The 25,843-nt window shown below is 60.8% G+C and carries 27 protein-coding genes; 14 read left to right on the forward strand and 13 right to left on the reverse strand.

Annotated features, from left to right (window positions below):
* The first annotated feature begins 417 nt into the window (after window positions 1–417).
* Both AC3IR3_RS12510 and AC3IR3_RS12515 read left to right on the forward strand, forming a co-directional pair.
* Complete coding sequence (locus AC3IR3_RS12510; protein ID WP_489192525.1) at window positions 418–849, forward strand: hypothetical protein; 432 nt, start codon at window positions 418–420, stop codon at window positions 847–849.
* 114 nt (window positions 850–963) lie between these two features.
* Window positions 964–1,236 carry a hypothetical protein gene (locus AC3IR3_RS12515; RefSeq protein ID WP_489192526.1) on the forward strand — a complete coding sequence of 91 codons (273 nt, stop codon included), beginning with the start codon at window positions 964–966 and terminating at the stop codon, window positions 1,234–1,236.
* 101 nt (window positions 1,237–1,337) lie between these two features.
* Here the strand turns inward: AC3IR3_RS12515 and AC3IR3_RS12520 are convergent, their stop codons facing one another.
* Together AC3IR3_RS12520 and AC3IR3_RS12525 are read right to left on the reverse strand one after the other, a co-directional pair.
* On the reverse strand, window positions 1,338–1,616 hold the full coding sequence (locus tag AC3IR3_RS12520) for a hypothetical protein (RefSeq protein ID WP_489192528.1): 279 nt from the start codon (window positions 1,614–1,616) through the stop codon (window positions 1,338–1,340).
* 117 nt (window positions 1,617–1,733) lie between these two features.
* Window positions 1,734–2,114: a PLxRFG domain-containing protein gene (locus tag AC3IR3_RS12525; RefSeq protein ID WP_489192529.1), complete on the reverse strand. Its 381-nt coding sequence runs from the start codon at window positions 2,112–2,114 to the stop codon at window positions 1,734–1,736.
* On the opposite strand from AC3IR3_RS12525, the gene AC3IR3_RS12530 reads away from it, so the two are divergent.
* Complete coding sequence (locus AC3IR3_RS12530; RefSeq protein WP_489192530.1) at window positions 2,046–2,330, forward strand: helix-turn-helix domain-containing protein; 285 nt, start codon at window positions 2,046–2,048, stop codon at window positions 2,328–2,330. The genes AC3IR3_RS12525 and AC3IR3_RS12530 overlap by 69 nt on opposite strands.
* 157 nt (window positions 2,331–2,487) lie before the next feature.
* Here AC3IR3_RS12530 and AC3IR3_RS12535 read toward each other — a convergent pair whose 3' ends face one another.
* The 6 genes from AC3IR3_RS12535 to AC3IR3_RS12560 all read right to left on the reverse strand — a co-directional run bounded on the left by AC3IR3_RS12535 (window position 2,488) and on the right by AC3IR3_RS12560 (window position 9,392).
* Window positions 2,488–3,909, reverse strand: a complete 1,422-nt coding sequence (locus AC3IR3_RS12535) for a DUF1214 domain-containing protein (protein WP_489192532.1) — start codon at window positions 3,907–3,909, stop codon at window positions 2,488–2,490.
* Window positions 3,910–3,932: 23 nt separating this feature from the next.
* A complete protein-coding gene (locus AC3IR3_RS12540) occupies window positions 3,933–5,243 on the reverse strand; it encodes a DUF1254 domain-containing protein (protein WP_489192534.1) in 1,311 nt (436 codons plus the stop codon).
* Between the two features lie 252 nt (window positions 5,244–5,495).
* Complete coding sequence (locus AC3IR3_RS12545; protein ID WP_489192535.1) at window positions 5,496–5,669, reverse strand: hypothetical protein; 174 nt, start codon at window positions 5,667–5,669, stop codon at window positions 5,496–5,498.
* Between the two features lie 285 nt (window positions 5,670–5,954).
* The gene (locus tag AC3IR3_RS12550; RefSeq protein ID WP_489192537.1) at window positions 5,955–6,335 is read right to left on the reverse strand and encodes a YciI family protein; all 381 of its coding nucleotides are present in this window, start codon (window positions 6,333–6,335) and stop codon (window positions 5,955–5,957) included.
* 788 nt (window positions 6,336–7,123) lie between these two features.
* Window positions 7,124–7,789: a dihydrofolate reductase family protein gene (locus AC3IR3_RS12555; RefSeq protein WP_489192539.1), complete on the reverse strand. Its 666-nt coding sequence runs from the start codon at window positions 7,787–7,789 to the stop codon at window positions 7,124–7,126.
* A gap of 472 nt (window positions 7,790–8,261) precedes the next feature.
* On the reverse strand, window positions 8,262–9,392 hold the full coding sequence (locus tag AC3IR3_RS12560; RefSeq protein WP_489192541.1) for an FAD-dependent oxidoreductase: 1,131 nt from the start codon (window positions 9,390–9,392) through the stop codon (window positions 8,262–8,264).
* Between the two features lie 75 nt (window positions 9,393–9,467).
* Here AC3IR3_RS12560 and AC3IR3_RS12565 point away from each other — a divergent pair, with 75 nt between their 5' ends.
* The 3 genes from AC3IR3_RS12565 (at window position 9,468) to AC3IR3_RS12575 (ending at window position 10,593) form a co-directional block, all read left to right on the forward strand.
* Window positions 9,468–9,905, forward strand: a complete 438-nt coding sequence (locus AC3IR3_RS12565; RefSeq protein ID WP_489192543.1) for a MarR family winged helix-turn-helix transcriptional regulator — start codon at window positions 9,468–9,470, stop codon at window positions 9,903–9,905.
* Window positions 9,906–10,000: 95 nt separating this feature from the next.
* On the forward strand, window positions 10,001–10,255 hold the full coding sequence (locus AC3IR3_RS12570; protein ID WP_489192545.1) for a type II toxin-antitoxin system HicA family toxin: 255 nt from the start codon (window positions 10,001–10,003) through the stop codon (window positions 10,253–10,255).
* Window positions 10,252–10,593, forward strand: a complete 342-nt coding sequence (locus tag AC3IR3_RS12575; RefSeq protein ID WP_489192547.1) for a type II toxin-antitoxin system HicB family antitoxin — start codon at window positions 10,252–10,254, stop codon at window positions 10,591–10,593. The genes AC3IR3_RS12570 and AC3IR3_RS12575 overlap by 4 nt, the downstream gene beginning before the upstream one ends.
* A 36-nt stretch (window positions 10,594–10,629) precedes the next feature.
* Here the strand turns inward: AC3IR3_RS12575 and AC3IR3_RS12580 are convergent, their stop codons facing one another.
* From AC3IR3_RS12580 to AC3IR3_RS12590, 3 genes are all read right to left on the reverse strand, one after another.
* Window positions 10,630–11,589, reverse strand: coding sequence for an LD-carboxypeptidase (locus AC3IR3_RS12580; RefSeq protein ID WP_489192549.1), 960 nt, complete (start codon window positions 11,587–11,589; stop codon window positions 10,630–10,632).
* Window positions 11,590–11,851: 262 nt separating this feature from the next.
* On the reverse strand, window positions 11,852–12,844 hold the full coding sequence (locus AC3IR3_RS12585; protein ID WP_489192551.1) for a helix-turn-helix domain-containing protein: 993 nt from the start codon (window positions 12,842–12,844) through the stop codon (window positions 11,852–11,854).
* 392 nt (window positions 12,845–13,236) lie between these two features.
* Window positions 13,237–14,595 carry an Hsp70 family protein gene (locus AC3IR3_RS12590; protein ID WP_489192552.1) on the reverse strand — a complete coding sequence of 453 codons (1,359 nt, stop codon included), beginning with the start codon at window positions 14,593–14,595 and terminating at the stop codon, window positions 13,237–13,239.
* 113 nt (window positions 14,596–14,708) lie between these two features.
* Here AC3IR3_RS12590 and AC3IR3_RS12595 point away from each other — a divergent pair, with 113 nt between their 5' ends.
* Window positions 14,709–16,427 (forward strand): M28 family metallopeptidase, encoded by a 1,719-nt coding sequence (locus AC3IR3_RS12595; RefSeq protein ID WP_489192553.1) that lies wholly within the window; start codon window positions 14,709–14,711, stop codon window positions 16,425–16,427.
* Window positions 16,428–16,550: 123 nt separating this feature from the next.
* Here AC3IR3_RS12595 and AC3IR3_RS12600 read toward each other — a convergent pair whose 3' ends face one another.
* Window positions 16,551–17,957 (reverse strand): porin, encoded by a 1,407-nt coding sequence (locus AC3IR3_RS12600; protein WP_489192554.1) that lies wholly within the window; start codon window positions 17,955–17,957, stop codon window positions 16,551–16,553.
* 305 nt (window positions 17,958–18,262) lie between these two features.
* Here AC3IR3_RS12600 and AC3IR3_RS12605 point away from each other — a divergent pair, with 305 nt between their 5' ends.
* Window positions 18,263–20,530 carry a TonB-dependent receptor gene (locus tag AC3IR3_RS12605; protein WP_489192556.1) on the forward strand — a complete coding sequence of 756 codons (2,268 nt, stop codon included), beginning with the start codon at window positions 18,263–18,265 and terminating at the stop codon, window positions 20,528–20,530.
* A 238-nt stretch (window positions 20,531–20,768) separates the two neighbouring features.
* On the opposite strand, the gene AC3IR3_RS12610 is transcribed toward AC3IR3_RS12605, so the two are convergent.
* Window positions 20,769–21,563 (reverse strand): SDR family NAD(P)-dependent oxidoreductase, encoded by a 795-nt coding sequence (locus AC3IR3_RS12610; RefSeq protein ID WP_489192558.1) that lies wholly within the window; start codon window positions 21,561–21,563, stop codon window positions 20,769–20,771.
* A 212-nt stretch (window positions 21,564–21,775) separates the two neighbouring features.
* Here AC3IR3_RS12610 and AC3IR3_RS12615 point away from each other — a divergent pair, with 212 nt between their 5' ends.
* Genes AC3IR3_RS12615 through AC3IR3_RS12640 form a run of 6 tightly spaced genes read left to right on the forward strand, consistent with a single transcriptional unit; the run spans window position 21,776 to window position 25,802 of the window.
* Complete coding sequence (locus AC3IR3_RS12615; RefSeq protein WP_489192559.1) at window positions 21,776–21,958, forward strand: hypothetical protein; 183 nt, start codon at window positions 21,776–21,778, stop codon at window positions 21,956–21,958.
* 38 nt (window positions 21,959–21,996) lie between these two features.
* Window positions 21,997–22,332 (forward strand): hypothetical protein, encoded by a 336-nt coding sequence (locus tag AC3IR3_RS12620; protein WP_489192561.1) that lies wholly within the window; start codon window positions 21,997–21,999, stop codon window positions 22,330–22,332.
* 4 nt (window positions 22,333–22,336) lie between these two features.
* Window positions 22,337–22,711 (forward strand): GntR family transcriptional regulator, encoded by a 375-nt coding sequence (locus AC3IR3_RS12625; RefSeq protein WP_132142916.1) that lies wholly within the window; start codon window positions 22,337–22,339, stop codon window positions 22,709–22,711.
* Window positions 22,708–23,565, forward strand: a complete 858-nt coding sequence (locus AC3IR3_RS12630) for an ABC transporter ATP-binding protein (protein WP_132142918.1) — start codon at window positions 22,708–22,710, stop codon at window positions 23,563–23,565. Before AC3IR3_RS12625 ends, AC3IR3_RS12630 begins: the two co-directional genes overlap by 4 nt.
* The gene (locus AC3IR3_RS12635; protein ID WP_489192563.1) at window positions 23,562–24,521 is read left to right on the forward strand and encodes a hypothetical protein; all 960 of its coding nucleotides are present in this window, start codon (window positions 23,562–23,564) and stop codon (window positions 24,519–24,521) included. The genes AC3IR3_RS12630 and AC3IR3_RS12635 overlap by 4 nt, the downstream gene beginning before the upstream one ends.
* A gap of 36 nt (window positions 24,522–24,557) precedes the next feature.
* The gene (locus AC3IR3_RS12640; protein ID WP_489192564.1) at window positions 24,558–25,802 is read left to right on the forward strand and encodes a serine hydrolase domain-containing protein; all 1,245 of its coding nucleotides are present in this window, start codon (window positions 24,558–24,560) and stop codon (window positions 25,800–25,802) included.
* Window positions 25,803–25,843 lie beyond the last annotated feature (41 nt).

The following is a 25,843-nucleotide window of genomic DNA, read 5'->3' on the forward strand; positions in this document are numbered from 1 at the left end:
AAACCTCCTTGCGTCCCTGGCTGGCTGCGCAACCACATCAGGGTGAATCACGTATGAGCAACTATGGCTGGCATCCTCACATCGAATCCGGTCTTAAGCTGGATATACGTCGCATGTTCGCCTGCCATGTACTGCGCGCGGGTTGTCAGTCATCAGGCAACTGGTGCTGGACCGACTGGACTGCCCAGGGGATCGTAAGCAGTGGAATTTCCTGTTCCTCGCTGGCACATATCGCCGATGCGCAGACAACCAAACATAGCAAGATGAAACATCTAAAATATCTCATGGATTGCTCGTTGGCTCCGGCAGCAAGAAGTTGTTCTGTAACAAAGGGGCGTTCACTTCTCGTGAGGCGAATAAACTTGAGCAATCGGTGAACGCTCAGCAACCAGCAATTGACGCTGTAAGGCCAGCCGAATGAAGCTTTTCTCACTGCTATTGCTAGTGCTTTTCATGCTGCCAGGGACTGGCTCCGTTTCGGCAGCAGATAACGTACTGGACATCCAGATGCTAAACGCCAACCGTGAGCAATATGATGGCCAGCAATTAACGCTACACGGCTTCCTGGTTATCGGGCCAGAGTCAATGTACTTGGTGCAGCGCTTAGGCTACGACAAGGACTATTGGGCAAGGAACTCTGGTTGCCTGAGCCTTCTCAATACGGGCAATCTTGGCGAGAAAGAAAGTTTATATAATGGCAAATACGTCGAAATTAGAGGCTTATTTCGTGCAAACAACTACTCATATGGCATCAGCCTGTCCGAATGCGGATTGACCGGTTTGGACATTGATGGTGACCCTGGCAAACACATAACGATAGAGAGTCACAGTCGCGAGCGGCGGCATTAATCATTGTGGCATAGCGGCCGCACATGTGACGGAGCATATCCCTCGGGACTCAAGTCGAGATGAAGGCGGCCGAAAACCTGTAGGAGCCAAGGCGCCAAGGCGCCAAGGACAATTATGAATGACGAAGAGTTTGATCGCCAAGTGCAGGCAGCGATCGGTAGTAAGAAGCGGTGGGTGCACCGGATAAGTCGTCCTGTCCTGCCGATTTCCGCAGGGCTTTTCGGTGCCGGGCTCTACCTGATCCGAGCGAAACAGGAATACGACACCGGAGCTCTCCTCATAATGATGGGCATCGGTATTGCCCTGATCGGAGCGGTGGTACTCATGGCCCTGGCACTTGCCATAGGGTCAGCTGTGAAGAAGATCGACTACACCGACGACCTATAGGCTTCGCCCAACTGGACTAGTTGTCGACATTTCTCATCACAATGGTCCACCGCGGCGGCAAGCCCTTGAGCTGGTTCGGTAAATAGCTGGACGAGTATGGCCTAGTTCGCCGCCATTGGGCCAACCTCCTCGCGAACGCGGCTGGCCAACTTTCGATTGAGCATGATGCAGTTCTCGGCCTGCGCCGATCGCTGCGCCCGCGTCCGTAGTGATGCGTGCAGATTGGCCATACCGACAGCGATTTCCGGAAATTTCCGATTGAATTCACGAATCTTGGCCAGGGCATCCGCCCGATCCTCGCCGTCGCCGCTTTGCGTGGCCATCGCGAAGGCATTCACGAGCGACTGTCGACGGTCCTGAATCGACAGCCGGTAGTTCATGAAAGCGCTGTTGACGCGCTGCTGCTCCGCGATTCGCGTCCGGCTGGAAGCCCATCGCCTGAATCAGCTGCTCCGGCGTACTGACATCGGTCACAATTGGGTCGCCCCGAAGGTTGTTCACGCCCTCGCTGGCGAAGCGCACAGCTTGCATGCCGTCCTTAGCGAACTTCGGCAGCATTGTCTCGCCCCCACGCCAAGTGTGGCCTTGCCCAGGCCTATCGTGCCGGCCAGCAGCCCGGTCATGCCCAGGACGCCGGTGAGCGTCCGGCGCGCCAGCTGCCTGACCTCAGGGGTCTCGCCCTTCATCGCCTTATACAGGTTGCGATAAAGCACCCAGCTCATGCCTAGGCTGTAGCTCTTGAACTGAGTGACCACCTTCGCGACGTTACCCTGCATATAGCGCGCACGGTTCGCATTGCTGAAATCGAAATGCGTGCCGTTGACGATCTCGTCCGCGTAGCGCACGGCGTCGTCGACCGATTTGGCGCCTTCGCTCAATTTGAGAACGATATTCGAGCGGAACGGCAAAGTGACGGCATCGCAAAAGCTAAGGAAAAAGGGGGCGCTTTCGGACGGAAGCGAGCCCTGACACCCGAGCAGTGCAAGCGGATCAGAACGCTACGGGAGGAGGAGAAATTCTCCGTCCCTCAGCTGGCAGAACGGTTCAATGTCGGACCTGCAACTATATATAGAGCGCTTCAGGAATCGGTCTGACCAAAATGGATCGTTGGTGGGCTCGGCTGCTGCTGGCTATGCTGGAAAGGTCCGCTTCTGACCCAAAGCAGACCTCCAGACATCCGTCAGTTATAGGCCGGGCTGTCGTAGGAAAGGTATGAGGCCAGACGGGCGTCCCATGGTTCGGTTGATACGACTAGTGGCTATCCTGTTTGACTAGTGGCGCTGGGAACGATGCCCCCGAAACGGTCGCGTCGTCCGGCCCATACGAGCGCCACGTCAGGTTGTAGTTCTGGCCCTTGGGCGTGGGCAGCCAATTGCCGTCCGGTGCGACGGCAGGTTTGTCCGATCCGAAGTACAGCGTGAGCGAACCATCCTTGCCGTATTGCAGCTTCGATTCCCTGTTGAGCAGGAAACGATTCTTAGGATTGGGAATGACGCGGAAATCCTTGGAGTCCACCGCAATCACCGACCAGAAATACTTCACATGCGAGGCAGGGAGATCTTCTTTCGGGAAGGTCATCGTGTAGGTGGTACCGCCATCGAGCCTGGCACCAGTACCGTCGCTGTCGGTCTTGAAGTAGACGGCCTCATCGTTTGAATTGGCCCAGATACCAGCAAAGTTTATGAGGGTGCGCGTCATCCAGTCATCGCCGTACTTGCCGATGGTCGACGGCCGGTTCCAACCGTTCTTGGTCGTGCCAAGCTTCGTGAAAGAGGCCTCGAATTTCGGCCACGCCACCGTTTCGATGGCCTTCTGCACGCGATTCCGATCGCTCGCGGTCAGGCTGATCGTCTCGTCCACCTTGTGCCTGATGCCGTCCATGCCCGGATTGATATCCGGCTCGCTGTCCAGCACGGCTTTGGCGGTGTCGAAAGCCTCCGCTCCGGGCAACTTGTCGTTGGCGAAAATCGGTATCTCGACGGCCGGCGCAATATCCGGCTTGCCCGTGGCGTACAGCTTGATCTGATGCTGCAGGGCCACGGCCTGCTTGGGATCCTTGCCAAGTTCCACACGCATCAAGCTGCGCGACTTGCGGCTGGGAAGATCAATGCGCTGCGTGTCAGCGGGCAGATCCACCTGGGCATCTTTCAGGCAGAACGCAAACTTACCGTACGGATGTTGCGGGTAATTGCGTTCGTTGATGTTGGCCGTAGTCTCGCTCCAGCCATTGAGCGTCTGGATGGTGTAGTAACGGCCATCGATCTTGGGCACTTCAACGATGGTGCAGCTGTGCTCATCGATGCCGATCCATGCTTCGCTGTAAGCGACATCCAGGTTCGGATTCGCCCAGGCAACGCCACCCGGTTCATGGTGAATGACTTCGTTCCACTTGAAGCCGTTGTCGCGAAAATCGAGATGTTCCTGACGCAGTACCAGCAGACGGCCCAGCAGATAGAGATAGGCATCGCCGATATCCGCATCGGAAATCACGCTGGCAGCCGGCGCAGGTGCGGTAGTAACGGCAGCCGCGGGTGGAGGTGCCTGTTGCGCCGGCTCCTCGTGTTTGCCGCACGCTGTGAGCGCACCAACCATCAGGCAACCGAGAAAAGCCGCAGAAGGTAGGGAACGACGCGTCATCGAGGGAACGGTGAATGCCTGATCCACATGCTGCATGGCCATCTCCTGAAGGATTGGGCTCAGTTGGCGAGAGACACGGCGGGCGGTGCCCACTGCCCTTCCGTAATCGTTGCCGTTGGCCAGTAGGTACGGATGTAGAGCGAGAAGTCCTCACCCTTCGGTGACGGTAGCCAATTGGCGCGGTGGGCTTCGGCGGGTGCATCCGGCTGCACGTAGATCGTCAGCGAGCCGTCATCATTGAGCTTGAGGTCTTTGTTCTTGGTGCCCAACGAGTAACGTTTGATGTCGTTTGGCGCGAAGAAATGATGCTGGTTGTAAAGAGTAAGCGACCAGAAGCCCTTTACCGGCGGTACCTGGCTCTTGGCGAAAGTCACCGTGTAGCGCTTGCTGCCATTGAGACGGCCACCCGTCTCGTCGAGATCCTGATAGAAATACTTGGTCTCGTTGGGCTTGTTGACGAAGATGTTGGACTTCGCCACCGCCGTACGCGTGAAGTAGTCGGTGCCGAACGACGCGCCATTGCTCTGCGTGGTCCAGTTGTAGGCGAGCGGCAAACCATAATTGTGGAACTGCAACAGCGGGCCGACCACCTCCTGCTCGGTCTTCTTGGCCTCATCGATCATGGCGGCTTTGAGCTTGGGATCTTTCTGGGCAGCCGCCACTACCGCCAGCACTTCGGCGTAGCGCGCTTCCTCGCCGGGCAGCGGCCTGGCGTCCTTGAGCACCAGTGGTAGTTCATCCACGAATTTGTCCGGGATGACCCAGACGGCCTCCTCATTGCCACCGCCCTGTGCTGCTAACTTCGGCTGCTTGCTCCAATCGCGCTGCTTCATCTTGCCGTCGAACATGGATAGCGGATACATGTCGATCTGGTTGACCAACGGCTGAACCGCCTGTTTGTCTTCGGCAGTCGCGTCCATGAATACGCGCGGGATGACGAAGCCCGTATTGGTCTTGGCGTGGAATACGCCGCTAATGCCCTTGGGCACCTTGCCCTTCCAGTCGGGTCCAACCAGCAGATAGAAACCGGGCCTGGTGCCATACATTTTGCCCAGGTCCGCGAAGCTGTCGGTCCGCAGATCCACGACCTGATAAACCCAGAAGCGGTCGCCGAAGTCGGGGACCTGAAGTACGACGGGTTCGACATCCAGGCCGATGCTGCCAGCGCCATACACCACGTCCTGGTTCGGACAGGCAACCTCGCGCTCCTCCGGCCCTATGTAGTCGCTGAGCAGGCTCAGGCGGTTGAGCGGGGCTACCGGCACAAACCCACCCATCAGGCCTGGTTCGGGGAGATCCTTGAAGGCAAGCCGGCGGTTATACACGTTGATCATCGGCCAGGCCCAGAAATAGGCTTCGCGGGCAATCATCCGCGCATAGGCTTCGGTAATACGCGTGCCAGCGATCGGGCCGGGCGGCGAGGAGCTGAGCCCACTATGGATTTCGGGAGCCGGAGACGAAGCGGTCGCTTTATCTGCTGCCTGTGCAACACCGGTGAGGGCAGATGTTGCGACAGCGATGCTGGCAACGAGTGCTAGTGGTCTCGACCTGAGCATGTCTGTGCGCCTGAGGGGGATGCGACAGAAAGATAGGGGGCATTCGGCGTCTGGAATACCGAAAAACTACTGTATGGATGCAAGAAAGGAGCGCGCGCGCAATGCCATGCCCGCCAGTGCCACCATGAGGCAACGATGGCTTACCCGCTGAAACCAGCGTTCCAGCGTGGTCAGCTTTCCGCTAGAGCGGTAGGAACGAACAGTCAGCAGATCATCGAACAGCGCGTCGGCATGGCTCATCGGACCTCCTCATCGTGGCGCCAGAGGCGCGGGTGTGGAGCGCTGCGCGCTCTCGCTCATAGCCTGCAACTCCTCCGTCTCAAAGCCCGCGACTGGTTGCTGCCCTATGCTGGTCGGATGAACCCCACGGCCGAAGACTTGATCTTGAGTGTCGCTACCCTGATTCGCGATGCGGCCGCAAAGTGCGACGCGACCCTGGCCGCAGAAACAAGATCAGTATGATTTATCGCAAAGCGATAGATCACGCCGGGTCGCGAACGGCTTCAACGGGTCAATAGCGGCGAATCAGGTCGCCGGTGGCGCTACTCCGGGGTCGAACATCGGCCGCACCTCCGACTCGCCGTCGAATCCGGGCCAGTACTTTCGATGCAACTCCATAAACTCAGTTGCAACTCGGACGGCTTCCGCCTTCGAGTCCGCCTTCAAGATCGCCCAGCCACCGATTACTTCCTTGCTCTCGATAAAGGGGCCGTCCGTTACGATGATCTTGCCGTTGGCGAGCCGCACGCGAACGCCGTCCTTGCTCGGCAGCAGACCACCGGTATCAACCAGAACTCCGCTCTTAAGGGACTTCTCTACGAATTTTCCCATCGCATCCATTAGTGCAGCCGGCGGCCCGGATTGGCGATAAGACTCGGAATGACGGATAAAGGTCAGGTATTTCATGGCTCCTCCTAGTGTCTCGGTAATACGACGAACGAGACTGAGGGAAATCGACAAGCGACTCACGTTGAATATTGCCGCATAGGCTGCCTTCTCGATGCGTCGCGGACACGTCCAACCGATGCTCCTCCTGGATCGATCGTCATACGTGGCTTCCTGCTCCCGGAGATCAAAGGGTCGGAGCGATTAAGTTTCGGCGAAAAACACTCTGAGTTGGCCCGAATGTGAAGGACCCTTTCCCTGGAGACCGTTCGTTCTGCTGGCACGCCTCGGTTGCAAGCCCATTCGACAAAGCGTATAGACAGCAACGATATCCACGTTTGGTAAATGTGGATATCCGCTGGTCGTGCTTATCAAATCGTGCTCACCAAAAGGGAGAAGGTCGATATGAAGATCATATTCGCTGGTTTGGTTTTGATTGCGGCAGCTGTATCTGCGAACGCCAGCGGGATAGGCGACCACAGGGATCCGAACCAAGGCGGCTATAGAAACGCGCCAGTGTGTCCAGATGGGCAAGTGGCTCAATTCGTCGGCGTAGTCAACGGCAGGGCCACCTGGCGATGCGTGCCCATTTGAGCAACGCGTCCTGTTGAGTCGGCTGATTGGTGTCTTCAATGCCGGACGGCCACACGTATTCTCGGCTTAATCGCCAAGTGACCTCAAGGGCAGGCCTTCCCGTTTTATCGGGCAGGCCTGCCCTTTTTTCATGCTTCGACCTGGGTCGGCACGATGGCGTTCTGCTGGATACGTGGCTTCCTGCCATCGTGTCTCGCGCTCCCGCGCGCGACGATTCATGCTGGCTGGTAGACGGCTGCCACGACGCCAGAGGCGAAGGGGGTCGTGCTGATCAGGCGCAAATCAACGGGGCTGCTCAGTTCGGAGAACAGCGGTTGGCCTCGGCCCAGTACCACCGGATGGATGCCCAGTCGATATTCGTCAATGAGGCCAGAGGCAACGAGGCTTTGGGCGAACCGGGCGCCTCCATGCGCAAGGATGAAATTGCCCGGCTGCTCCTTCAGTCGGAGAACCTCCTCCACGAGGTCCCCGCTTGCCACCGTGGGCTCGGCCCAGGACTGCAGGACCGCCGCTGTCGGCGTGGCGTCATGCCGCTCCGCATTGCGCGCTTTTGCTTCGGCGAACGCCGCCGTCGTCCGATCCATCTGCGTGCCGCCCTTGATCCCTTCCCTCGAAAAAATGACCTTGGGGATGTCGTTCATCGGAGGTGCGATCGGCATGTCCGAATAGGGCCAGAACGCCGCCATGTCGTAATAGCTACGGCTTCCCATGATGTGCACGCCGGCTTCGCTAAGCGTATTGAGAACCCATTCGGTGGAATCGGCTCCCCCCGATGTCCGGAATATCCAGTCGACCTCGCCGTTCGGTCCACAGACAAAGCCGTCCAGCGAGACGGACATCTTCAATACCAGCTTTCTCTTTGTTGCCGTTGAGGTAGCCATAATTCCTCCTTAATCCTTGCGATGGTGGGTAGAACCAGGATGCCAATGTCCATTTTTGCCTCTTTACAGAACTACGACGAACGGCGGGAGCACATTTCGACACGGTCCGAGGCGCGAGATCAGAGGACCCGCGGTGGATCCGACCTGGGATTGATATCCGACTATCCGAAGGCCAGGTTGATCCTTGGTCATATGGGAGAGCTGCCGCCCTGTCACATGACTCGCTTCGATCAGGGCTGGACCTTCAACGCCACTCACCGGGCGAAGCATCCGCCCACTTACTGCATGCGCAACAACGTCTGGATCGCGACGAGTGGCAACGTATCGACGGCCTCCTTGACGGGTGCACTCATGTCGCTTGGTGCGGAGCGCATCTTGTTTGCGACTTGCACCGAGAAAAACCACGCGCCAACTGCATTCAGGCGCGTGCACGAGGCATCGGAAAGGCCGTGCTGCGACGGTGTAAAAACGATCAGGCCTCGTGTGAATGCATATGCGCGAGCACCCGCTCGCGACCGTCGATCGACATCGCCTCGTTTAGTCCTTCAAGCGCTCCGCGAGCGGCACCTTCCGCACGCGTCCACATCGTTTCTTCGAATTGCTCGACAGCCCTGAGCCAATCGTTGCCCGATGCAAGCGCCAGCCCGAGTTCGGCGGCGTCGAGCATCGCCAGATTCGCGCCTTCGCCGCCGAAAGGCGTCATAAGATGCGCGGCATCGCCGATGACAGTGATGCCCTTCTGGTGCGGCCAACGATGCCCGGGCGGCAAGGACCATAGCGGACGGAACGCCAGATGCGTCGCGGCCGGGCCGATGAGGGACAACAGCGACGCATCCCATGACTCGAATTCGGCCAGCAGTTGATCGCGCAAGCTTTTGGATTCGTCTGCCGCCGACTGCGACTCGCGCCCCCAGTCTTCGGGCACCTTCAATGCCGCATAGACGCGAACATGGCCGTTGGCATTGCGCTGTGCGATAAGGCCTTTCTCGTCGCCAAGCGCGAATATTTTGCCGCGCCCCACAAGGTTCGCGATGTCGGGATGTTGGCGATCGACATCGTCGATGCCGAGCTCAACGAAGAGCACACCGGTGTAAAACGGCAAGATCGGTGAAAGCTGTGCACGTGTGCGCGACCACGCGCCGTCCGTACCGACGACCACATCGAATCGCGCGGTTTGTCCCTCGACGAACGCCAACTCGAACCCATCGTCGGCGCGCTGTACCGACGACACACGCATGCCCCATTGCACCGTATCGGGCGCGAGCGATGCCAGAAGCAGGTCGCGCAATATGCCCCGATCGACTTCCGGCCGATCGCCGTCTTCCTGTTCGTCGAACAGCAGTGCGCCGGAACGGTCGTACACGCGGGAGCCCTGATCCTCGTATCGTGCGATGTCGCCAAACGCCCCATACAGGCCGGCGATTTGCAGTGCACGTTGGCCGGATTCCGCGTGCATGTCGAGCGATCCGCCCTGCGTGCGATGCGAGGTCGAAAGCTCTGCCTCGAATACCGATGCACGGATGCCGCGCTCCTGAAGCACGCGCGCCAATGTAAGGCCCGCGGGTCCCGCGCCGACGATCCCGATATGTAACGATTGCGCCACGAGCCCCACTCCCACAGTATGATATGCATAGCATCCTATCTTTTTACATAGGATGCAATGTATCGGAGACGAATCGTGTCGGAACCACCGCTTTCATCCCTCGCGGGACACTTCATCAATCGCGCTTCCCGGCTCCTTCTCCGCCGAGGCGAACCGCGCCTGCGCGCTCTTGGCATCAGTGCGGCCCAGCTACCCGTGCTGGGCACACTGAAGGATGGACTGCCCCGGACACAGGCCTCGCTCGCGGCACTCATCCAGGTAGAGCAACCGACCATGGCGCAGCTTCTTTCCCGTATGGAACGAGATGGGCTCGTCGAACGGACGCCCGATCCCGCCGATCGACGGAGTAGCTTCGTAAGCCTCACCCCGGCCGCGAAGGCTCTGCTACCCAAGGCGCACAAAGAGCTCGTACGCGGCAACGCGGAGGCGCTAAAGGGATTCACGGACGCCGAGCGCGATACCCTGGTGTCGCTACTCGAAAAGGTGATCGCGAACCTCGATAGTCCAAGCTGACCCATCGCATCGCCGGGTTCAACACGCGCATCGATCTGGGGGTGTCAGTTGCTACTTCCATCCAGAATGGTACCGATTTATAGTACCATTCGCGCATGAAAGCCAAGCACGCACGGACGCTCGCCTCGATCTACACCCGCCCCGTTTCCGGCAATGTCAGATGGTCCGACATCGAAGCGCTGCTCCGCGAACTCGGCGCAGTCATTACGGAAGCCGAAGGATCCCGGGTCACCGTGGTTCTTTACGGCGAGATCCAGGTGTTTCACCGCCCCCACCCTCGTCCGGATACAGATAAGGGAGCGGTCGCGAGTCTGCGAAAGTGGTTAGAACGCCACGGAGTACAGCCATGAACAACATGATGCTTATCGATGGCTATCGCGCCGTCATCCACTTCGACCCGGAAGCCGAGCTACTTCGGGGAGAGTTCGTCGGACTTAACGGCGGAGCCGATTTCTATGCCGCGGATGTCGCCTCGTTGCGCAAGGAAGGCGCAACGTCCCTCAAGGTGTTTCTGGAAGCCTGCCGGATCAACGGCATTCCTCCGGTGAAACATTTCTCGGGGAAATTTCAGGCCCGAATTCCGCCGGAGCTACATGCCCGCGCCGTCGAAGTGGCAGCCGCCAGAGGTGTCAGCATGAACCAGTTGGTTCAGCACGCACTGGAACACGAGCTCGCCGAATGCGCGTGATCCGCTGAAGCAGCGCCCGATCTTTTGCAACGAAACTCAGGTCGACATGGCGCGCGGCGCCGAGGCCTGGCCTGCGTATCGATAACGCGATACTTCCAGCGATGCCGTGCCATCGATCACTTCCAGCGCCGCGCGTCCGCCGAAGGGTAACGTGACTTTGTCCATGCCGTGTCCGATCGAAATGCCGCGAAGCAACGGGGTTAGCGTGCCTTGCGCAGCGCGGCGCAGGGCGTGATCGGTGTCGTAGCCGTTGTCGTACTCACTGATACGTTGCCCACCGAGACTGCCGACGATGATCGCGCGCTGCGCGTCGAGAACGCCGGCGAGTTTCAGCTCGAAAAGCATGCGCTCGATGCGAAAAGCATGCTCGCCCGATTCTTCGATAAACAGGATGCCGTCGTCGATGCATGGAAAGTACGACGTACCCAGAAGGCTGCAGATCGCCGACAGATTGCCGCCCCAAAGCGTGCCTTCCACCTGGACGTCATCGACATCGTCGGGCACCTGCCACGCCACATGGGTCGCTGGCGACTGCACGGTATGCCAGAAATGCCGCCACGTGGAATCGCGAAGAAAGCCCGCGCCGAAATCGCTCGCCAGCATCGGACCATGCATGCTCGTCAGACCGCAGCGGGCATACAGCGCCGCCTGCAGGACGGTGAAATCGCCGTGTCCCACCAGAACGGCCGACGTTTCGAGCAGGCGTTCGCGAATGCCCCGATAATCCAGCCGATCGAGGATGGCGATGGCGCCATAGCCGCCGTGGGCGGCCAGGAATATGTCGGGGACGGGGCGATCCGGATCGGCGATCGCGTTGATATCCGAGGCGCGCTGCTCGTCGTTTCCCGCGAAACGCAGGTCGATACGATCCACGATATCCCCGCCTGACACTTTGTGTCCGGCGGCTTCCAGGCGTTCGATGGCGCGCTGACAGGCCGCGCGGTCCTCCGCATAACCGGATGGCGCAATGATCCGTATGTCGAATCGTTTTGGCATAGGGACCCTGTGGCTGGATGGGCTAACCAATACGCTTCCTCCATCCACAAGGCAACCGAAATTCGCGAAATTCGGTATTTTTGCGATAACCATGATGCGACCCCCAGCGAACGGCGCGCTGAAAGGCCCGGCTCCGATGGAATACGGCGGGCCCAGGGTCGATTAGAAGACGATAACGGATGGCGCGATCACCGCAAACGGCAACGTGCGGAGCGTTTCCGGCAAAGCGACGGCCGTTTTCGGCAGCGCGTGAATACGACGGCTACCAGCCGTCGTATTCGTCCACCAGCGAAAGATCGTCCGAAGGCTGCGTCGCACGCGTAAGCGTTTCGCGTGGCTGCTCGCCGAACATGTGCCGATACTTTTCGGCGAACCGCGAGAGATCCCACATGCCGCAACTCAACGCGACCGACTTGACCGAACGACGCCCGGCCTCCGCCGTCACGAGGCTGCGATGTGCGACGCACAGCCGAAGCATGGCCAGATAACGGTTGGGTGGCACGCCGAGCAGATCGTCGAAGGCATAGCGCAGACCACGTTCGCTGGCGCCGGCGGCCTGGCAAAGCTCCTGCGCATAGATATCGCGACGCAGGTTGGCACGCATGAAACGTTCGGCACGACGCAGCACCAGGTAATGCGCACGCCGGCCTCGCGACGACACCGGGCGATCTTCCGATGTGGAAGCCATCGCGGCGGCGATATGCCTGTTTATCAGATCGTCGACCGGCGCAAGTACCGCTCCGCCATCCCAGGGCAGCTCGTCCCGGATTTGCTCGTATGCCCTGGCCAACTCGGGCGAGCGCGACCAGAACAGGCGCAGCCGCTGCGAGCTGGCCTCGGGATCGCCTTCTCCCCGTGCCGCGAAGCATGCGCGAAACCGCGATGCCGGGACCAGCACCAGTGTCACCCGTGCGCCGCGCTCGAACATGAAGTCGGTCGACACACCGGGCAGAAGCGTCACCGCCATGTCCGAGTCCACACTGACTCCCTGGCACCAGCTACGTTCGGACGCATGATGGACGTAGGCGAGCAGGCACCACTCTTCGGGCACCGTAAAGCTGCCACGTACGTCGAAACCGAGGTCGACGGTCATGTAATACGCCGCATCGCACATAGCCGATGCAATCGTCGCGCGTGGTCGTGCCGGATTGAGCATCAGCAGATCCACATCGCAGAACCTGAGGGCTGACCCCAGGGTGACCAGATCGAATTCTTCCCACCTGTCCAACCCCTGCTTGTCGGACTTTATCGACATTGCCGTCTCTCCTTGGGCGATCCCTATTGACGATGGTCTGAAGTCAGTTGCTATGGAATCGCACCGCGAGAGGAGGCTCCGACGACCTTCGTCTGACAAAGCGGACTGGAACGACGCGCACTCGCGTCCGCAGCCCGACGGCTGTCCTGGTAAAGGTGATCGAAGAAAATAGGAACTCGCTTATCACTGGATACCCCCTTCCCGTGAGAAGACCGTTCGAGCGCGGTCGACGATACGGTATTTACCCTGCATATGCGCAATCCCTCAGGCGAATTTCACGCCATGTCGAGCCGTTTGGTCATGTATATGACGCAAATAGAGCAATGCGGTGTGAATTTGCCGGTTTTGCGTACCGAAAGTATGGCGGGTTTAAGTAGAACTACTGCCCGCCATTACCCCAGCGCGGCGCGCGCCAGGCCGGAAACCACGCCCAGGGAGGGGTCGCCATGGACCACGGAGATACCTGGAAAACTCGTCCGCACGCGCGCCTGGACCTGAGGAGACCGGGACGTACCGCCGGTAAGGAAGATGCTGCCCGGAGCCTCGGGCAGATCGTTGCGGGTTTCCTCGAGCAGGCGCTGCATGCGATCGAGGAAATCGTCCGATGCCGCCTGGAAATCCGCATCGTTCGCTTCGATCGTGAGATCCGCTTCGATGAAATCGAGCGTGGCCGACGCCGTCGGGGCCGAGCTGAGATCGATCTTCATGCGCTCGGCCGACTGGTTCAGGCGCGTGGTAGCGCCTGTCGACTGAAGCGCGCGCAGACGCGCACCAAAGGGTTCGTCGACCAGACGGTAGTCCTGTTTGCGGAATTCACGCTGTTTCGGAAGATTGTGCACGCTGGCCGCTTCGACGAAGTGATGTACCGGCACACCCGACAAATCCTTGCCGAAGTGCGGCATGAAACTGTGCAGGCTCACGCCGACATCCAGATCCGTACCGCCGCGCGGCAGGCCCCAGCTGCGGTGGACGATCGGTGCGATACCGCCGCCCAGCTCCGCATAAGCGACGTCCGTCGTACCGCCGCCGATGTCGACGATCACGGCACGCTGCCGCTCGGTCAGCTCCATGTGGTAAGCCATCGCTGCCGCGGCCGGCTCTTCCAGGAACGTCACGGCGTCGAAACCCGCGATGTCGGCCGCTTCGCGAAGGATGCCAAGCGCCTGTTCGCCGCCGGCCGGCCCCATCGAGCTACGGAATTCGACCGGACGGCCGATCACGGCCTCACGTACGGGCACGCCGAACTGCTGGGTAGCGGTAAGACGGATATGTTCCAGGATGTGCGCGGCGATACTGACGATCGTTTTGCGAACGCGCGGATCGAGCTTGTAGCCGAACATCGATTTCGGCGATTCGATCAGATTTCCCGTGCCCTCCTCCAGATAGGCATCGACGGCGTCCTCGCCGAACATCGCGTCCTGGAAGCTCGCCACCGACGCCGATACCGCACGGGTCTGCTCCTCCATCCACTGGCGCCGCACGATGCGCACGGCTTCCCGGTGCAACTGCATTTCCGGACGCGCAGGCAAACCGGCCAGCCGCTCGTCGGCGCGCGAGGCGCGCACGATCGCATCCACCTGCGCTTCCAGCGCAGGCGTCAGCACGAAGTCCTCGACGTTGGGCACGACCTCTGGGAAAAACACGGCCGTCCGGAATTGCCGCGCATCGCCGAAGCGCACCAGCCTCAGGTCGCCATCGATGATGGCGGCCGCGGCGGAATAGCTGGTTCCGAAGTCGATACCGATGCGCATGGGGAAAGGGCTCTGGGGAACCGGACATTGTGGCTTAACCGGTAGCGCGAGGCCAGTGCGGGGAATGGCGGACTTGACTACACTCGACGAAACCCAAAGCAGCGAGCTCCCGAATGCGCCGACTAGTCCTCGCCTCGACCATCGCCCTACTTGTCCTCGGCGGCTGCCAGTCGCACGACGAAGAAAAAACCGCCAGCGCACCGGCAAAATCCTCGACCTCCCCGCCCCCGCCCATGCCGGCGGTGAGCAACGAGCCGCATACGTTCTCGCCCGAGATCACGGCCGACGACTTCGCTGCCCACCTGCGCACGATTTCATCGGACGAATACGAGGGGCGTAAACCCGGCACGCTCGGCGAGCGCCTGACCACGCATTACCTCGTGGAAGAGTTCAAACGACTGGGCCTGACGCCGGGCAACAAGGGCGACTGGTTCCAGGCCGTGCCGGTGGTATCGACCGCGCTACAGGGACAGGACACTCTGAAACTCAACGTCGCCGAAGGCGGCACGAACGAGGCCTTTGCCTTCGGCTCCGAAATGGTCGTGGGCACCTTGCAGGCCAAGCCCGAGGTAGAACTGAAGGATTCGGATGTGGTCTTCGTCGGCTACGGCGTCGATGCGCCCGAAGCCAACTGGAACGACTTCGACGGCATCGACGTCAAGGGCAAGACCGTCGTCATCCTGGTGAACGACCCCGGCTGGAATGGCAGCGATACCAGTCTGTTCAAGGGCCGGGAGATGACCTACTACGGTCGCTGGACATACAAGTTCGAAGAGGCAGCCCGCCAGGGCGCCGCGGCGGCATTCATCGTCCACCAGACCGAACCGGCCGCTTATGGCTGGAACGTGGTCCAGTCCAGCTGGAGCACCCCACGCCTGGACCTGCCCGAACGCGAGGACCCCGCGCCGCGCCTGGCAGTCGCCGGCTGGCTTACCCATGAAGCGGCACAACGCCTGTTCGCCAAAGCCGGTAAGGATTTCGATACGCTGGCCAAACAGGCCGACGTGCGCGGCTTCAAGGCTGTTCCGCTGGACGCAAAGGCGTCCATCAAACTCGACAGCACGATTGCCCACGCGACCAGCAACAACGTCGTCGCCATGATCAAGGGCAGCAAACGGCCGGACGAGGCCGTCATCTATACCGCGCACTGGGACCATCTGGGCAAAGATCCTTCGCTGAAAGGTCACCAGATCTACAATGGTGCCGTGGACAACGGGACGGGTATCGCCGCTCTGCTGGAAATCGCGGGCAAGTTCGCCGGCGAGCAGCCAGAACGCAGTGTCATCTTCGCGGCGGTAACGATGGAGGAATCCGGCCTGCTGGGCTCGAAATACTACGTCGCCCATCCGCCCTTCCCGCTCGACAAGACTGTTGCCGACATCAATATGGATGCGCTGCCCATCACCGGACCCACCCATGACATGGAGGTGGTCGGACTCGGCCAGAGCGACCTCGAAGACACGTTCAAGGAGGTATTGGCCAAGGACAATCGCGTGATCAGCGGCGACGCCTCACCGGAGAAAGGCCACTACTTCCGTTCCGATCATTTCAATTTCGCCAAGGCCGGCGTACCCGCGCTGGCGGCGAACGGCGGTGTCGACATGATCCAGGGCGGTAAGGCGGCTGGCGAAGCCGCCGCCGAGGATTACGTGAAAAATCACTACCACCAGCCAACCGACGTTTACGATTCGCGCTGGGATTTCACGGGAGTGACGCAGAACGTGAAGGCGTTCTACGAGCTGGGCGAAACGCTCGCCAATAGCGATGTATTCCCGAAATGGCGCGAAACCAGCGAGTTCCGCGCGGCCCGCGAAAAAGCCACGAAACGCTGAGCCGTATCTGTAGGAGCGCGCCTGCGCGCGAAAGCCTGTGTGCCGAACCGCAGTTACCATGCGATATCGCACACTGGCTTTCGCGCGCGGGCGTGCTCCTACAGGGAATATCGCCAATCCGGATCAATAATTCAGCTGCAGCTGCAACCGGATCAGATTGCCATCCACTCGCGCATACGGCGCCGTGGTGACATCCGTGCGGCGCATATTCGCGTACGCCACCGCGATCTCCACTTCCTTCATCGGCTGCCACTCCACACCGACATCGAGCTCGTCCACCAGCATCCGCGGTGCATTGGTATCGAATTTCGAACCGCCGCGATACGTCTGCCACTTCACGTACGGCATCAGCGAACCGAACTCGCCGTCGAACTTGTACATGACCTGCGCATAGCCGCCGCGTAGCGACTTCGTGCGGATCGTCTTGCGCGCGACATCCAGCTCGGGACCGCGACCTACCGTCCACTCCGCCTGAAAGCCGAACGGCTGCGGATAGTAGATAACGTGGGCGGCGACACGGCGATCGACCGAACCCTCGGCAGATGCATTGACGGTCGGCGTAAACGTCGATCCGCCGATGGAAACCGATGTCGGCGACGCGACCTTGTAACGGCCGGTATACGCGTCGGCACCCACTTCAAGATATTGCCCGTTCGCGAACTTGAACGGATAGGTCAGGTGCAGCACCGTGTGCAGCTGGTCGTTACGGTCGGGGCGATTGGCGCCCTGCCCATTGTAGAAACCGAGACCGACGACGCCGTAATCGCCCGACCCTTTAAGACCCGACTTCTGCAGGTACGAGAAACGTTCGGCAGCCACGCTCGGGGAGTAATAGAAGAACAGACCCAGATCGCGCTCGTCGCGCACCGCCGAGTTGAGCGCATCGGCACGATCCATCGCCAGACGGTTCTGGCTCGACTGCAGATCCTCCCAACCGTAAGGCACCTTCGACTGACCAGCACGCACGCGGAACGTCTTCGCCTTATCGAAATAGATGTCCGCATACGCATCGCGCAACTGCGCGAAATTCGTCGTGCTTGAACCCGTAGGCGTGCTGGCCAGATCGGGCTGCAGGTAGATCGACATGCGATCGGAGACATCGCCACTCAGTACCACGCGTGCGCGGCGGATGCCGAAACCCTGATCCTTGCCGATGAACTTGTCGCCCGGCGCTCGCAAATCCTTGGCGTCGCCGCCGGCTTCCTGGTTGTAGCGCATCTGTACATACCCGCGAAGGCCGATGCGGTCGTACCACTTGCTGCTTTTCGCGGAAGACGCGGCCGGTGCCGCAACGACGGCCCCCGGAGTCGCGGCACCGGCCGTCGCGGGCTGCGTCGCGGCCACGCCCGCCGCGGAGCCCTCTTCCGCGCGCACAAAACGCCCCAGTTTCTGCCTGCCCGGACCCGGCTCGGCGTAAATCTGCTGCGTTTTCGTATCGACGTACAGCTCCAGAGCCGCCTGGGGCGCGGTCTCGGCAGTCACCGAGGCACACATTCCCCACATGGCGGTAGCCAGCGCTCGCTTCTTCATCCCTAACCTCATCATTTTGAGAAAATACTCAAACGTCGGCGATATAGGCATCAACAGATGTCAACGCGCACTTATCGCCCGAGAGCGGCGCGACGTTAACCGGCCAATATTTCGCCGGGATGACAGACTCGGGCCGGGCAGTAACCTTTTCGTTGCCGCAGCGCAACACTTTCGTAACGTAGCGATGCCGGGGGATAATCCGTTCCGCCAGCGCGCAGCCAGGGGAACGGCGTTCAAGGGGTGGCCGGTCAATAACCGCGCCTGTCGCGCTCCACGACCTTCAAGCCAATCGGGAACTTACGACCATGACCTTCGGGAACACGCGGACGCCGCGACGTCTTGCCATTGCCCTGCACATCGCCGCCGTCCTCGCTGCCGGCTCCGCCGTCGCGCAAAATGCTCCCGCCGAAAACACCGGCACCGCGCCGCCGAAAACGGCAACGCTGCAAACCATCAACGTCACCGCCGAAAAGCGTGTCGAAGACATGCAGAAAGTGCCGATTTCCATGACTGTGCTCCCTGCCGAAAAGCTCGAAGCATTCGGCCAGGCCGGCGATGGCGTGCTTCAGCTGGCATCGCGCGCGCCGAGCGTCTACGCCGAAACCTCTTACGGTCGCGAGTTCCCGCGCTTCTATATCCGCGGTCTGGGCAATAGCGATTTCGATCTCAACGCTTCGCAGCCGGTATCGATGGTCTTTGACGACATCGTCCAGGAAAATCCGATCCTGAAGGGCTTCCCGCTGTTCGATCTGGAACAGGTCGAAGTGTTGCGCGGTCCGCAGGGCACGCTGTTCGGTCGTAACTCACCCGCCGGCGTCATCAAGTTCGAATCGCGCAAGCCGACGCAGGAAACCACGGGCTACGCGCGCGTTTCGTACGGTTCGCTGGGTACCGCCAACGCCGAAGCCGCCCTTGGCGGCGCGCTCAGCCCGAACTGGTCCGCACGCGTGTCCGCGCTGGCCCAGCATCGCGATGGCTGGATCGACAACGCCTATACCGGCGAGAAGAATGCGCTGGGCGGTTACAACGACCGCGCCATTCGCCTGCAGGCGCTGTACAAAGCCAGCGAAACGTTCGATGCGCTGATCAATGTCCATGCCCGCTGGCTCGACGGCAGCGCGATGGTCAATCGCGCCAACGCCATCGAACTCGGCGGCCCTAGCTTCGTTCCCGGTTTCGACCGCGAGACCGTCGCGCAGGACGGCAAAAACCGCCAGCACCTGTTCACGTGGGGCAGCAACCTGCACATGAACTGGCACTTCGGCGACCTGACGCTCACGTCGATCACGGGTCTGGAGCGCGCCACCACGTACAGTCTCGGCGACATCGATGGCGGCTACGACGCCTCCGAAACACCCGCGACGCCGGGTCTGGGCAATCGCTACACCACGCCGTTCTATTCGGAAACCGCCGACGCGCTCCCGAAGGATCGCCAGATCACGCAGGAATTCCGCCTTGCGAACGATCCGTCGAATCAGCTGAAGTGGCAGGTCGGCACGTACTACTTCGACGAAGACATCGCGATCCGCAACTTCTCCTACGACACGCTCAACAACCACGTGCTGAATGGCGACGTCAGCCAGGCGCAGCGCACGAAGGCGTGGGCGATCTTCGGCTCGGCCGACTACAGCTTCACGGATACGTTCGATGTCCGTGCCGGCGCGCGTTATTCGCACGACAAGCGCAACTTCACGGCCACGCGCACGCTCGGCTTCACCGGCCCGGTGGCCCCGCTTACTTCCGATCCGGTCGACGCACGCTGGAGCGGCGACCTCACGGGCACCTGGGCGGTAGCAGCGAACACCAATGTCTACGCACGCATCGCCAATGGCTTCCGCGCGCCCAGCGTGCAGGGCCGCATCAACTTCAGCAATTCGATCTCGACGGCGAAGCCGGAAACGATCACCTCGTACGAGCTCGGCGTGAAAACCACCAGCGACGACAACAAGGTCCGCTTCAACGCCGACGTGTACAAGTACAACATGCACAACCAGCAGCTCACCGCGGTTGGCGGCGCCACCAACGTCACGCAGCTGATCAACGCGAAGAAGACCGAGGGCTACGGCGCCGAGTTCGACCTCGAAGCCTACCTGTCGCCGAACCTCATCGTCACGGCCGGCGGCAGCTACAACCATACGGAACTGAAAGATCCGAACCTGGCGGTCGCACCCTGCGGCGGCGGTTGCACCGTCCTCGATCCGCTCAACAGCACCGGCAACGCCATCATCGACGGCAACCCGCTGCCGAATGCGCCGAAGTGGATCGGCACGTTCACGGCACGCTACGGCATTCCGTACGGCGATAGCGGCGAATTCTTCGTCTACACCGACTGGAACTATCGCTCGGAAGTGAACTTCTTCCTGTACGACTCGGCCGAGTTCCGCAGCAAGGCGTTCCTCGAAGGCGGGCTGCGCGTGGGTTACAACTGGAACTTCGGCAAGCGCGAAGTCGCCCTGTACGGCCGCAACATCACGGGCAAGCAGGTGATCACCGGCGGCATCGACTTCAACAACCGTACGGCGTTCGTGAACGATCCGCGCGTTGTGGGTATCGAGTTCCGCGCGGAGCTTTAATCAGGTTAGTGGATACGGAAAGGCCGGTCGCTTGCGACCGGCCTTTTTTTGCGTCTGCGGTTAAGAGCGCGATCGTGCGCTATGTCGCTCGAATGTGCGTGTTCGCTCTGGGCCCCTGCCTGCGCAGGGGCGACGTTGAGGTTTGTGGAAATGTTTGCGCAACCCTCTTCGTCGTTCCTGCGCAGGCAGGAACCTAGTGCGATGCAATCGGTTCTCGCGAAAACACCCGATCAGCTTTTCAGATCACCGAAGTCTTTGCCCCATCCATCGGAATCACGGCACCCGTCACATAGCTGGCCAGATCGCTGGCTAGAAACACGGCAACGTTCGCGATCTCATCCGGCTCCGCCATACGCCCCATGGGGATCTCGGCAACCTGCTCGGCCAAAAGCTCCTCACGCCCACGCCCCGAAGCACGCATCGACGCCGAGATGCCCTCTTCCACCCGATCGGTACGAGTCATGCCGGGATTGATGACGTTCACCCGCAAGCCCTTGTCGGCGTACGCACGGGCATAACCCACCGAGGCGAGCATCAACGCGGCGTTCGCTCCGCCGCCCGCGATATGAATCGGATTGGCCTGCTTCCCGCCCTGGCCGACGATATTGACGATATTGACGATACTGCCGCGCCCGCGCGCCGCCATACGCTTGATCAGGGGCGCGAGCACATTGAGATAGGTGAAGTACTTGGCGTCCAGCGCACCCTGAAACGCTTCGTGCCCCAGCTCGTCCAGAGGGAAACGTCGCGCGGCTCCCGCGGAGTTCACCAGGACATCGATCGCCGTACCTCCCTCCTCCAGCGAAGCGATCAGTGCCGCGGCGGCCTTGCTGTCGCGCAGGTCCACGGCATGAACATCCATATCGAACCCGGCACGGCGCAGATCCTCCCTGGCCGCATGCAGGTTATCGATGCTCCGGGAGACACCCACGACGCTGGCGCCTTCGGCCGCGAATGCCCTGGCACAGGCCAGCCCGATGCCCTTGCTGGCCCCGGTAACCAGCACCCGCCTGTCCTTAAGACCCGACTCCATGACTCGCCTCGTCGACCGAATAAAGCCCCGATGATGCCCCAAACGCGGCGTATCAACGTTCTGGCGTGCTAGCGCATCACACCAGTGACCGCGGCAACCACCCCGTAGGCCATAAGTCATATGGAATTTCACGAAATTCTTGTTGACGACTCAAATTATGGTGTTATAGTTCACTACAACACCGGTCACCCAGACCACTACTGGAGAACAACATGAAAAGCCCGAACTACATCGCCCTGACAGCCTCCTTCGTTCTCGCCGCCGCCTCGATCGCCGTTTTCCACGAAAGCAGCACGACCGCCGCCCCGCTGACCGAAATCAACGGCACGCACGTCACCGACATGGCACCGATCGTCGTCTACGCCGACGCCGGCGCGAACGTCGCCTCCCTCTAACCGCACCGCCCGCTTAAAACCGTCATCGGAGTTTCCCCATGAAAGCGCCGAACCTGATAGCCGTCACCGCCTCCCTGCTGATCGCCGGAGCCAGCGTGTTCGTCTTGCGCTCCTTCGATGACCGCATTCCCACACTCGCCGCCGCGCCCGCCACGATCAACGGCGTACGCGTCATCGACCTGGCCCCCGTCACGGTCCGCCCCACCGCCGCAGATGTGCGCGAGGCGACCCGGACGAGCGAGGCGACACTGGATAACGCGGCAGCGGCTATCCGGCGCAACGCCGAGGAGCGCGCGATGGCGCTTCTCGGTTCGCAGCTGGCCATGCCCTACTATTCGTTTGGCAATGTTTTGAGCCGTACGGCCAAGGATTAACTACATGTCCATTACCTGGAACGACAGCGTCCCGATCTACCGTCAACTGCGCGAGCGCGTAGTCGCGATGATCCTGGACGGCGCCTTGAGCGAGGGCGACCCGCTGCCGTCGGTACGTCAGGTCGCGGGGGATTTTCAGATCAACCCGTTGACCGTTTCCAAGGCGTATCAGGAGCTGGTGGACGAACAACTGGTTGAAAAACGGAGGGGATTGGGCATGTTCGTCATCGATGGAGCGCGCGAAGCGCTGCTTAAGTCCGAAAGGGAGCGCTTCCTGCGCGAAGAGTGGCCGGCGCTGTTCGCCCGCCTGCAGCGCATGGGCCTGGATCTGAAAACCCTGATGCGCGAGGCCTCGGGCTCTGCGGAGGATCAGTCATGAGCGCGGTCATTACCGCCACCGGCCTCACCAAGCGCTACAAGAATTCCCTGGCGCTGGATGGCGCCAGCTTCCAGATCGGCGCCGGACGCATCGTCGGCCTGATCGGTCCGAACGGCGCCGGCAAGACGACCGCGCTGAAGGCCATCCTGGGATTGACCACGTTTACCGGCGAGCTGTCGGTGCTGGGACTTGACCCACGCAAGCAGCGCGACCAGCTGATGGAACAGGTCTGCTTCATCGCCGACGTGGCCGTCTTGCCGCGCTGGATCAAGGTGAAGGACGCCGTCGACTTCGTCGCCAACGTGCATCCGCGCTTCGATCGCGCCAAATGCGAGTCCTTCCTGGCCCGCACGAAGCTGCAGCCGGATCAGAAGGTCAAGCAGATGTCCAAGGGCATGATCGTGCAGCTGCACCTTGCCCTGGTCATGGCCATCGATGCCCGCCTGCTGATTCTGGACGAGCCGACGCTGGGCCTGGACATCCTCTATCGCAAGCAGTTCTACCAGAGCCTGCTCGAAGACTACTTCGACGAGAACAAGACGATCGTCGTCACGACCCACCAGGTCGAGGAGATCGAACACATCCTCACCGACCTGATGTTCATCCGCGACGGCAAGATCGTCCTGGATACCGACATGGAAGCCCTGGGCGAACGGTTTACCGAAGTGCTGGTAGGTGCCGAACGGGCAGCCGCGGCACGGGAACTGAAACCCCTCGACGAACGCCAGGTATTCGGCAAGAGCATTTTCCTGTTCGACAACGTGAGTCGCCCGCAGCTGGAAGAGCTGGGCGAAGTGCGACGGCCGTCGATCGGCGACCTCTTCGTCGCCACCATGAAGGGAACCTACGCATGAAAACCTTCTATTGGCTCGTGAAACGCGAGTTCTGGGAGAACCGGGGCGGCTTCTACCGGGCCCCCCTGATCACCGCCATCGTCTTCCTGGTGCTGAACCTGATGGCCATGGTGGTCGGCGAAGTGATGGGGCGCCGGATGGGCGGCTTCCACTTCACCGGCGAAGTCGACACGCTGAGCCATCTGGACGAACACGGTCTGGCGGTCGCCGGCGCGGCACTGGATGTCACGCTCTACGGCTTCACCGCGCTTATCCTCGCCGTCACCGCCATCGTCGTCTTCTTCTATTGCCTTGGCGCGCTGTACGACGACCGTCGCGATCGCAGCGTCCTGTTCTGGAAATCGTTACCCATCTCCGACACCAACACCGTGCTGTCCAAGGTAGCCAGTGCCGCTCTCGTCGCCCCCGTGATCGGTGTGGTGGTCGGTGTCCTCGGCGGCCTGGTCCTGGCCTTGATGGCAACCATCGTCGCAACGCTGCACGGCGTGCCGCTCTGGCAGTTCCTGGTCGAGGCCCATCCGTTCCGTGTCGCCTTCAATCTGATCTGCCTGATCCCGCTGTATGCACTCTGGGCATTGCCGACGATCGGCTGGCTGCTGCTCTGCTCCGCCTGGGCTCGTAGCAAACCGTTCCTCTGGGCTATCGCTCTCCCGATCGGTGCCGCGGTCGTTGTCCAGTGGTTCGGTCTGATGGGCATCTTCGAACGGTCCGCCCAGTGGTTCTGGATCAACGTGCCGGGACGCCTGCTGCTCAGCATCATCCCCGGCGGGTGGGTTCGCTACGCAGATAATCTCGATTACCTCGACAAGCACGACCCCGGTTCGATCCTGGACGCTGTAGGCCTCTCCTACCACTACAGCACGCTGGCCTCGCCGAACATCTGGGTCGGAGCCATCGCCGGAGCGCTGATGATCGCCGGCGCCATCTGGTTCCGCCGCTGGCGCGAAGATACCTGATCGAACAAAGACGGCTCCCTCGGGAGCCGTCTTTCCATGAGCCGTGAGGAGATCGACATACTCCGTCGCACGCTTCCCATCCTGCTTGGCATGCTGCTCGCGGGCTGCGCGACACATCCGGTCGCAACCAGTCATACCCGCCTGCGCGGCACCGATCTGGATCGCCGCATCGCACAGCTGATGGAAGCGGCGAACGTGCCGGGCCTCGGCGTGGCTATCATCGAGAACGGCCGCGTCGTCAGCGTAAAAGCGTATGGCAAACGCGATGTCGAAAAGGGATTGCCACTACAGACCGATACGATCATGTACGCGGCGTCGCTGACCAAGGCCGCGTTCGGCTACGCCACGATGACGCTGGTCGACGAGGGGCGGCTCGACCCGGACGGCACGATCGACAAAGACCTGCCCAAACCACTTTCCTCGTATGAAAAATATGCGGATCTTTCGAATGATCGGCGCTGGAAGTCGCTGACGCCGGCCATTCTGCTCAGTCACCGTTCCGGATTCGCGAACTTCCGCTTCTGGCAACCCGGCAAGGATGACGATCCGAACGGCAAACTCCAGTTCTATTTCGATCCAGGAACGCGCTTCGCCTATTCGGGCGAAGGCATCAACCTGCTCCAGTTCGTACTGGAAAACGGCAAGAACATAGACGTCGATACATTGATGCGCGAACATCTGTTCGCACGCTTCGACATGCGCCGCACCTCGATGACCTGGCGCGACGATTTCGCCGCGAACGTCGCCATCGGTTATGACGAAAACGGCAAGGCACTGGGACACAAACAACGCGGTTCCGTGCGGGCGGCCGGCTCGATGGACACGACCGTCGCCGATTACGCGAATCTGCTTGCCGGCATGGTCCGTGGCGAAAGCTTGAGCGATGCGGCGCATAAGCGCTGGTTGACGCCTGTCGTTCGTATCCGGTCGGTGCGGCAATTTCCGACCATCGGCCTGCCCGACTCCAGCGACAACGACGGGATATCGCTGGGTTACGCGCTGGGCGTGGGAACGTTCACGTCGCCGCAGGGCAACGCGTTCTTCAAGGAGGGGCACGACGACGGGACGAACAACGTCGCCGTGTGTATCGAGGACTCGAAGAACTGCGTACTGCTGATGAGCAATAGCTCGAACGGCGAGAAGATCTTTACGTATCTGATCGACGATGTACTCGGGAAGACGTGCTTTCCGTGGTACTGGGACAGTTACATTCCGTACGATCATCCGGAGTGGCGGACGGCGAAGCCCGTGATGAATGCGCATCCGGCTTGCACGTTGTAGAACCTGAACGGACGGGGTCGCGAAACCGTTCGCATCGCCCT

Source organism: Luteibacter sp. GL_149 (genome assembly GCF_057834065.1).

Excerpts from the sequence above, each read along its gene's own strand:
- AC3IR3_RS12515 (WP_489192526.1), top strand. The coding sequence starts at position 964 with ATGAATGACGAAGAGTTTGATCGCCAAGTGCAGGCAGCGATCGGTAGT.
- AC3IR3_RS12620 (WP_489192561.1), top strand. The coding sequence starts at position 21,997 with ATGAAAGCGCCGAACCTGATAGCCGTCACCGCCTCCCTGCTGATCGCC.
- AC3IR3_RS12530 (WP_489192530.1), top strand. The coding sequence starts at position 2,046 with ATGCGTGCCGTTGACGATCTCGTCCGCGTAGCGCACGGCGTCGTCGAC.
- AC3IR3_RS12625 (WP_132142916.1), top strand. The coding sequence starts at position 22,337 with ATGTCCATTACCTGGAACGACAGCGTCCCGATCTACCGTCAACTGCGC.
- AC3IR3_RS12610 (WP_489192558.1), bottom strand. The coding sequence starts at position 21,563 with ATGGAGTCGGGTCTTAAGGACAGGCGGGTGCTGGTTACCGGGGCCAGC.
- AC3IR3_RS12520 (WP_489192528.1), bottom strand. The coding sequence starts at position 1,616 with ATGAACTACCGGCTGTCGATTCAGGACCGTCGACAGTCGCTCGTGAAT.
- AC3IR3_RS12570 (WP_489192545.1), top strand. The coding sequence starts at position 10,001 with ATGAAAGCCAAGCACGCACGGACGCTCGCCTCGATCTACACCCGCCCC.
- AC3IR3_RS12640 (WP_489192564.1), top strand. The coding sequence starts at position 24,558 with ATGAGCCGTGAGGAGATCGACATACTCCGTCGCACGCTTCCCATCCTG.
- AC3IR3_RS12630 (WP_132142918.1), top strand. The coding sequence starts at position 22,708 with ATGAGCGCGGTCATTACCGCCACCGGCCTCACCAAGCGCTACAAGAAT.
- AC3IR3_RS12555 (WP_489192539.1), bottom strand. The coding sequence starts at position 7,789 with ATGGCTACCTCAACGGCAACAAAGAGAAAGCTGGTATTGAAGATGTCC.
- AC3IR3_RS12615 (WP_489192559.1), top strand. The coding sequence starts at position 21,776 with ATGAAAAGCCCGAACTACATCGCCCTGACAGCCTCCTTCGTTCTCGCC.
- AC3IR3_RS12545 (WP_489192535.1), bottom strand. The coding sequence starts at position 5,669 with ATGAGCCATGCCGACGCGCTGTTCGATGATCTGCTGACTGTTCGTTCC.
- AC3IR3_RS12510 (WP_489192525.1), top strand. The coding sequence starts at position 418 with ATGAAGCTTTTCTCACTGCTATTGCTAGTGCTTTTCATGCTGCCAGGG.
- AC3IR3_RS12540 (WP_489192534.1), bottom strand. The coding sequence starts at position 5,243 with ATGATTGCCCGCGAAGCCTATTTCTGGGCCTGGCCGATGATCAACGTG.
- AC3IR3_RS12635 (WP_489192563.1), top strand. The coding sequence starts at position 23,562 with ATGAAAACCTTCTATTGGCTCGTGAAACGCGAGTTCTGGGAGAACCGG.
- AC3IR3_RS12605 (WP_489192556.1), top strand. The coding sequence starts at position 18,263 with ATGACCTTCGGGAACACGCGGACGCCGCGACGTCTTGCCATTGCCCTG.
- AC3IR3_RS12580 (WP_489192549.1), bottom strand. The coding sequence starts at position 11,589 with ATGCCAAAACGATTCGACATACGGATCATTGCGCCATCCGGTTATGCG.
- AC3IR3_RS12590 (WP_489192552.1), bottom strand. The coding sequence starts at position 14,595 with ATGCGCATCGGTATCGACTTCGGAACCAGCTATTCCGCCGCGGCCGCC.
- AC3IR3_RS12585 (WP_489192551.1), bottom strand. The coding sequence starts at position 12,844 with ATGTCGATAAAGTCCGACAAGCAGGGGTTGGACAGGTGGGAAGAATTC.
- AC3IR3_RS12550 (WP_489192537.1), bottom strand. The coding sequence starts at position 6,335 with ATGAAATACCTGACCTTTATCCGTCATTCCGAGTCTTATCGCCAATCC.
- AC3IR3_RS12575 (WP_489192547.1), top strand. The coding sequence starts at position 10,252 with ATGAACAACATGATGCTTATCGATGGCTATCGCGCCGTCATCCACTTC.
- AC3IR3_RS12600 (WP_489192554.1), bottom strand. The coding sequence starts at position 17,957 with ATGAAGAAGCGAGCGCTGGCTACCGCCATGTGGGGAATGTGTGCCTCG.
- AC3IR3_RS12595 (WP_489192553.1), top strand. The coding sequence starts at position 14,709 with ATGCGCCGACTAGTCCTCGCCTCGACCATCGCCCTACTTGTCCTCGGC.
- AC3IR3_RS12535 (WP_489192532.1), bottom strand. The coding sequence starts at position 3,909 with ATGCAGCATGTGGATCAGGCATTCACCGTTCCCTCGATGACGCGTCGT.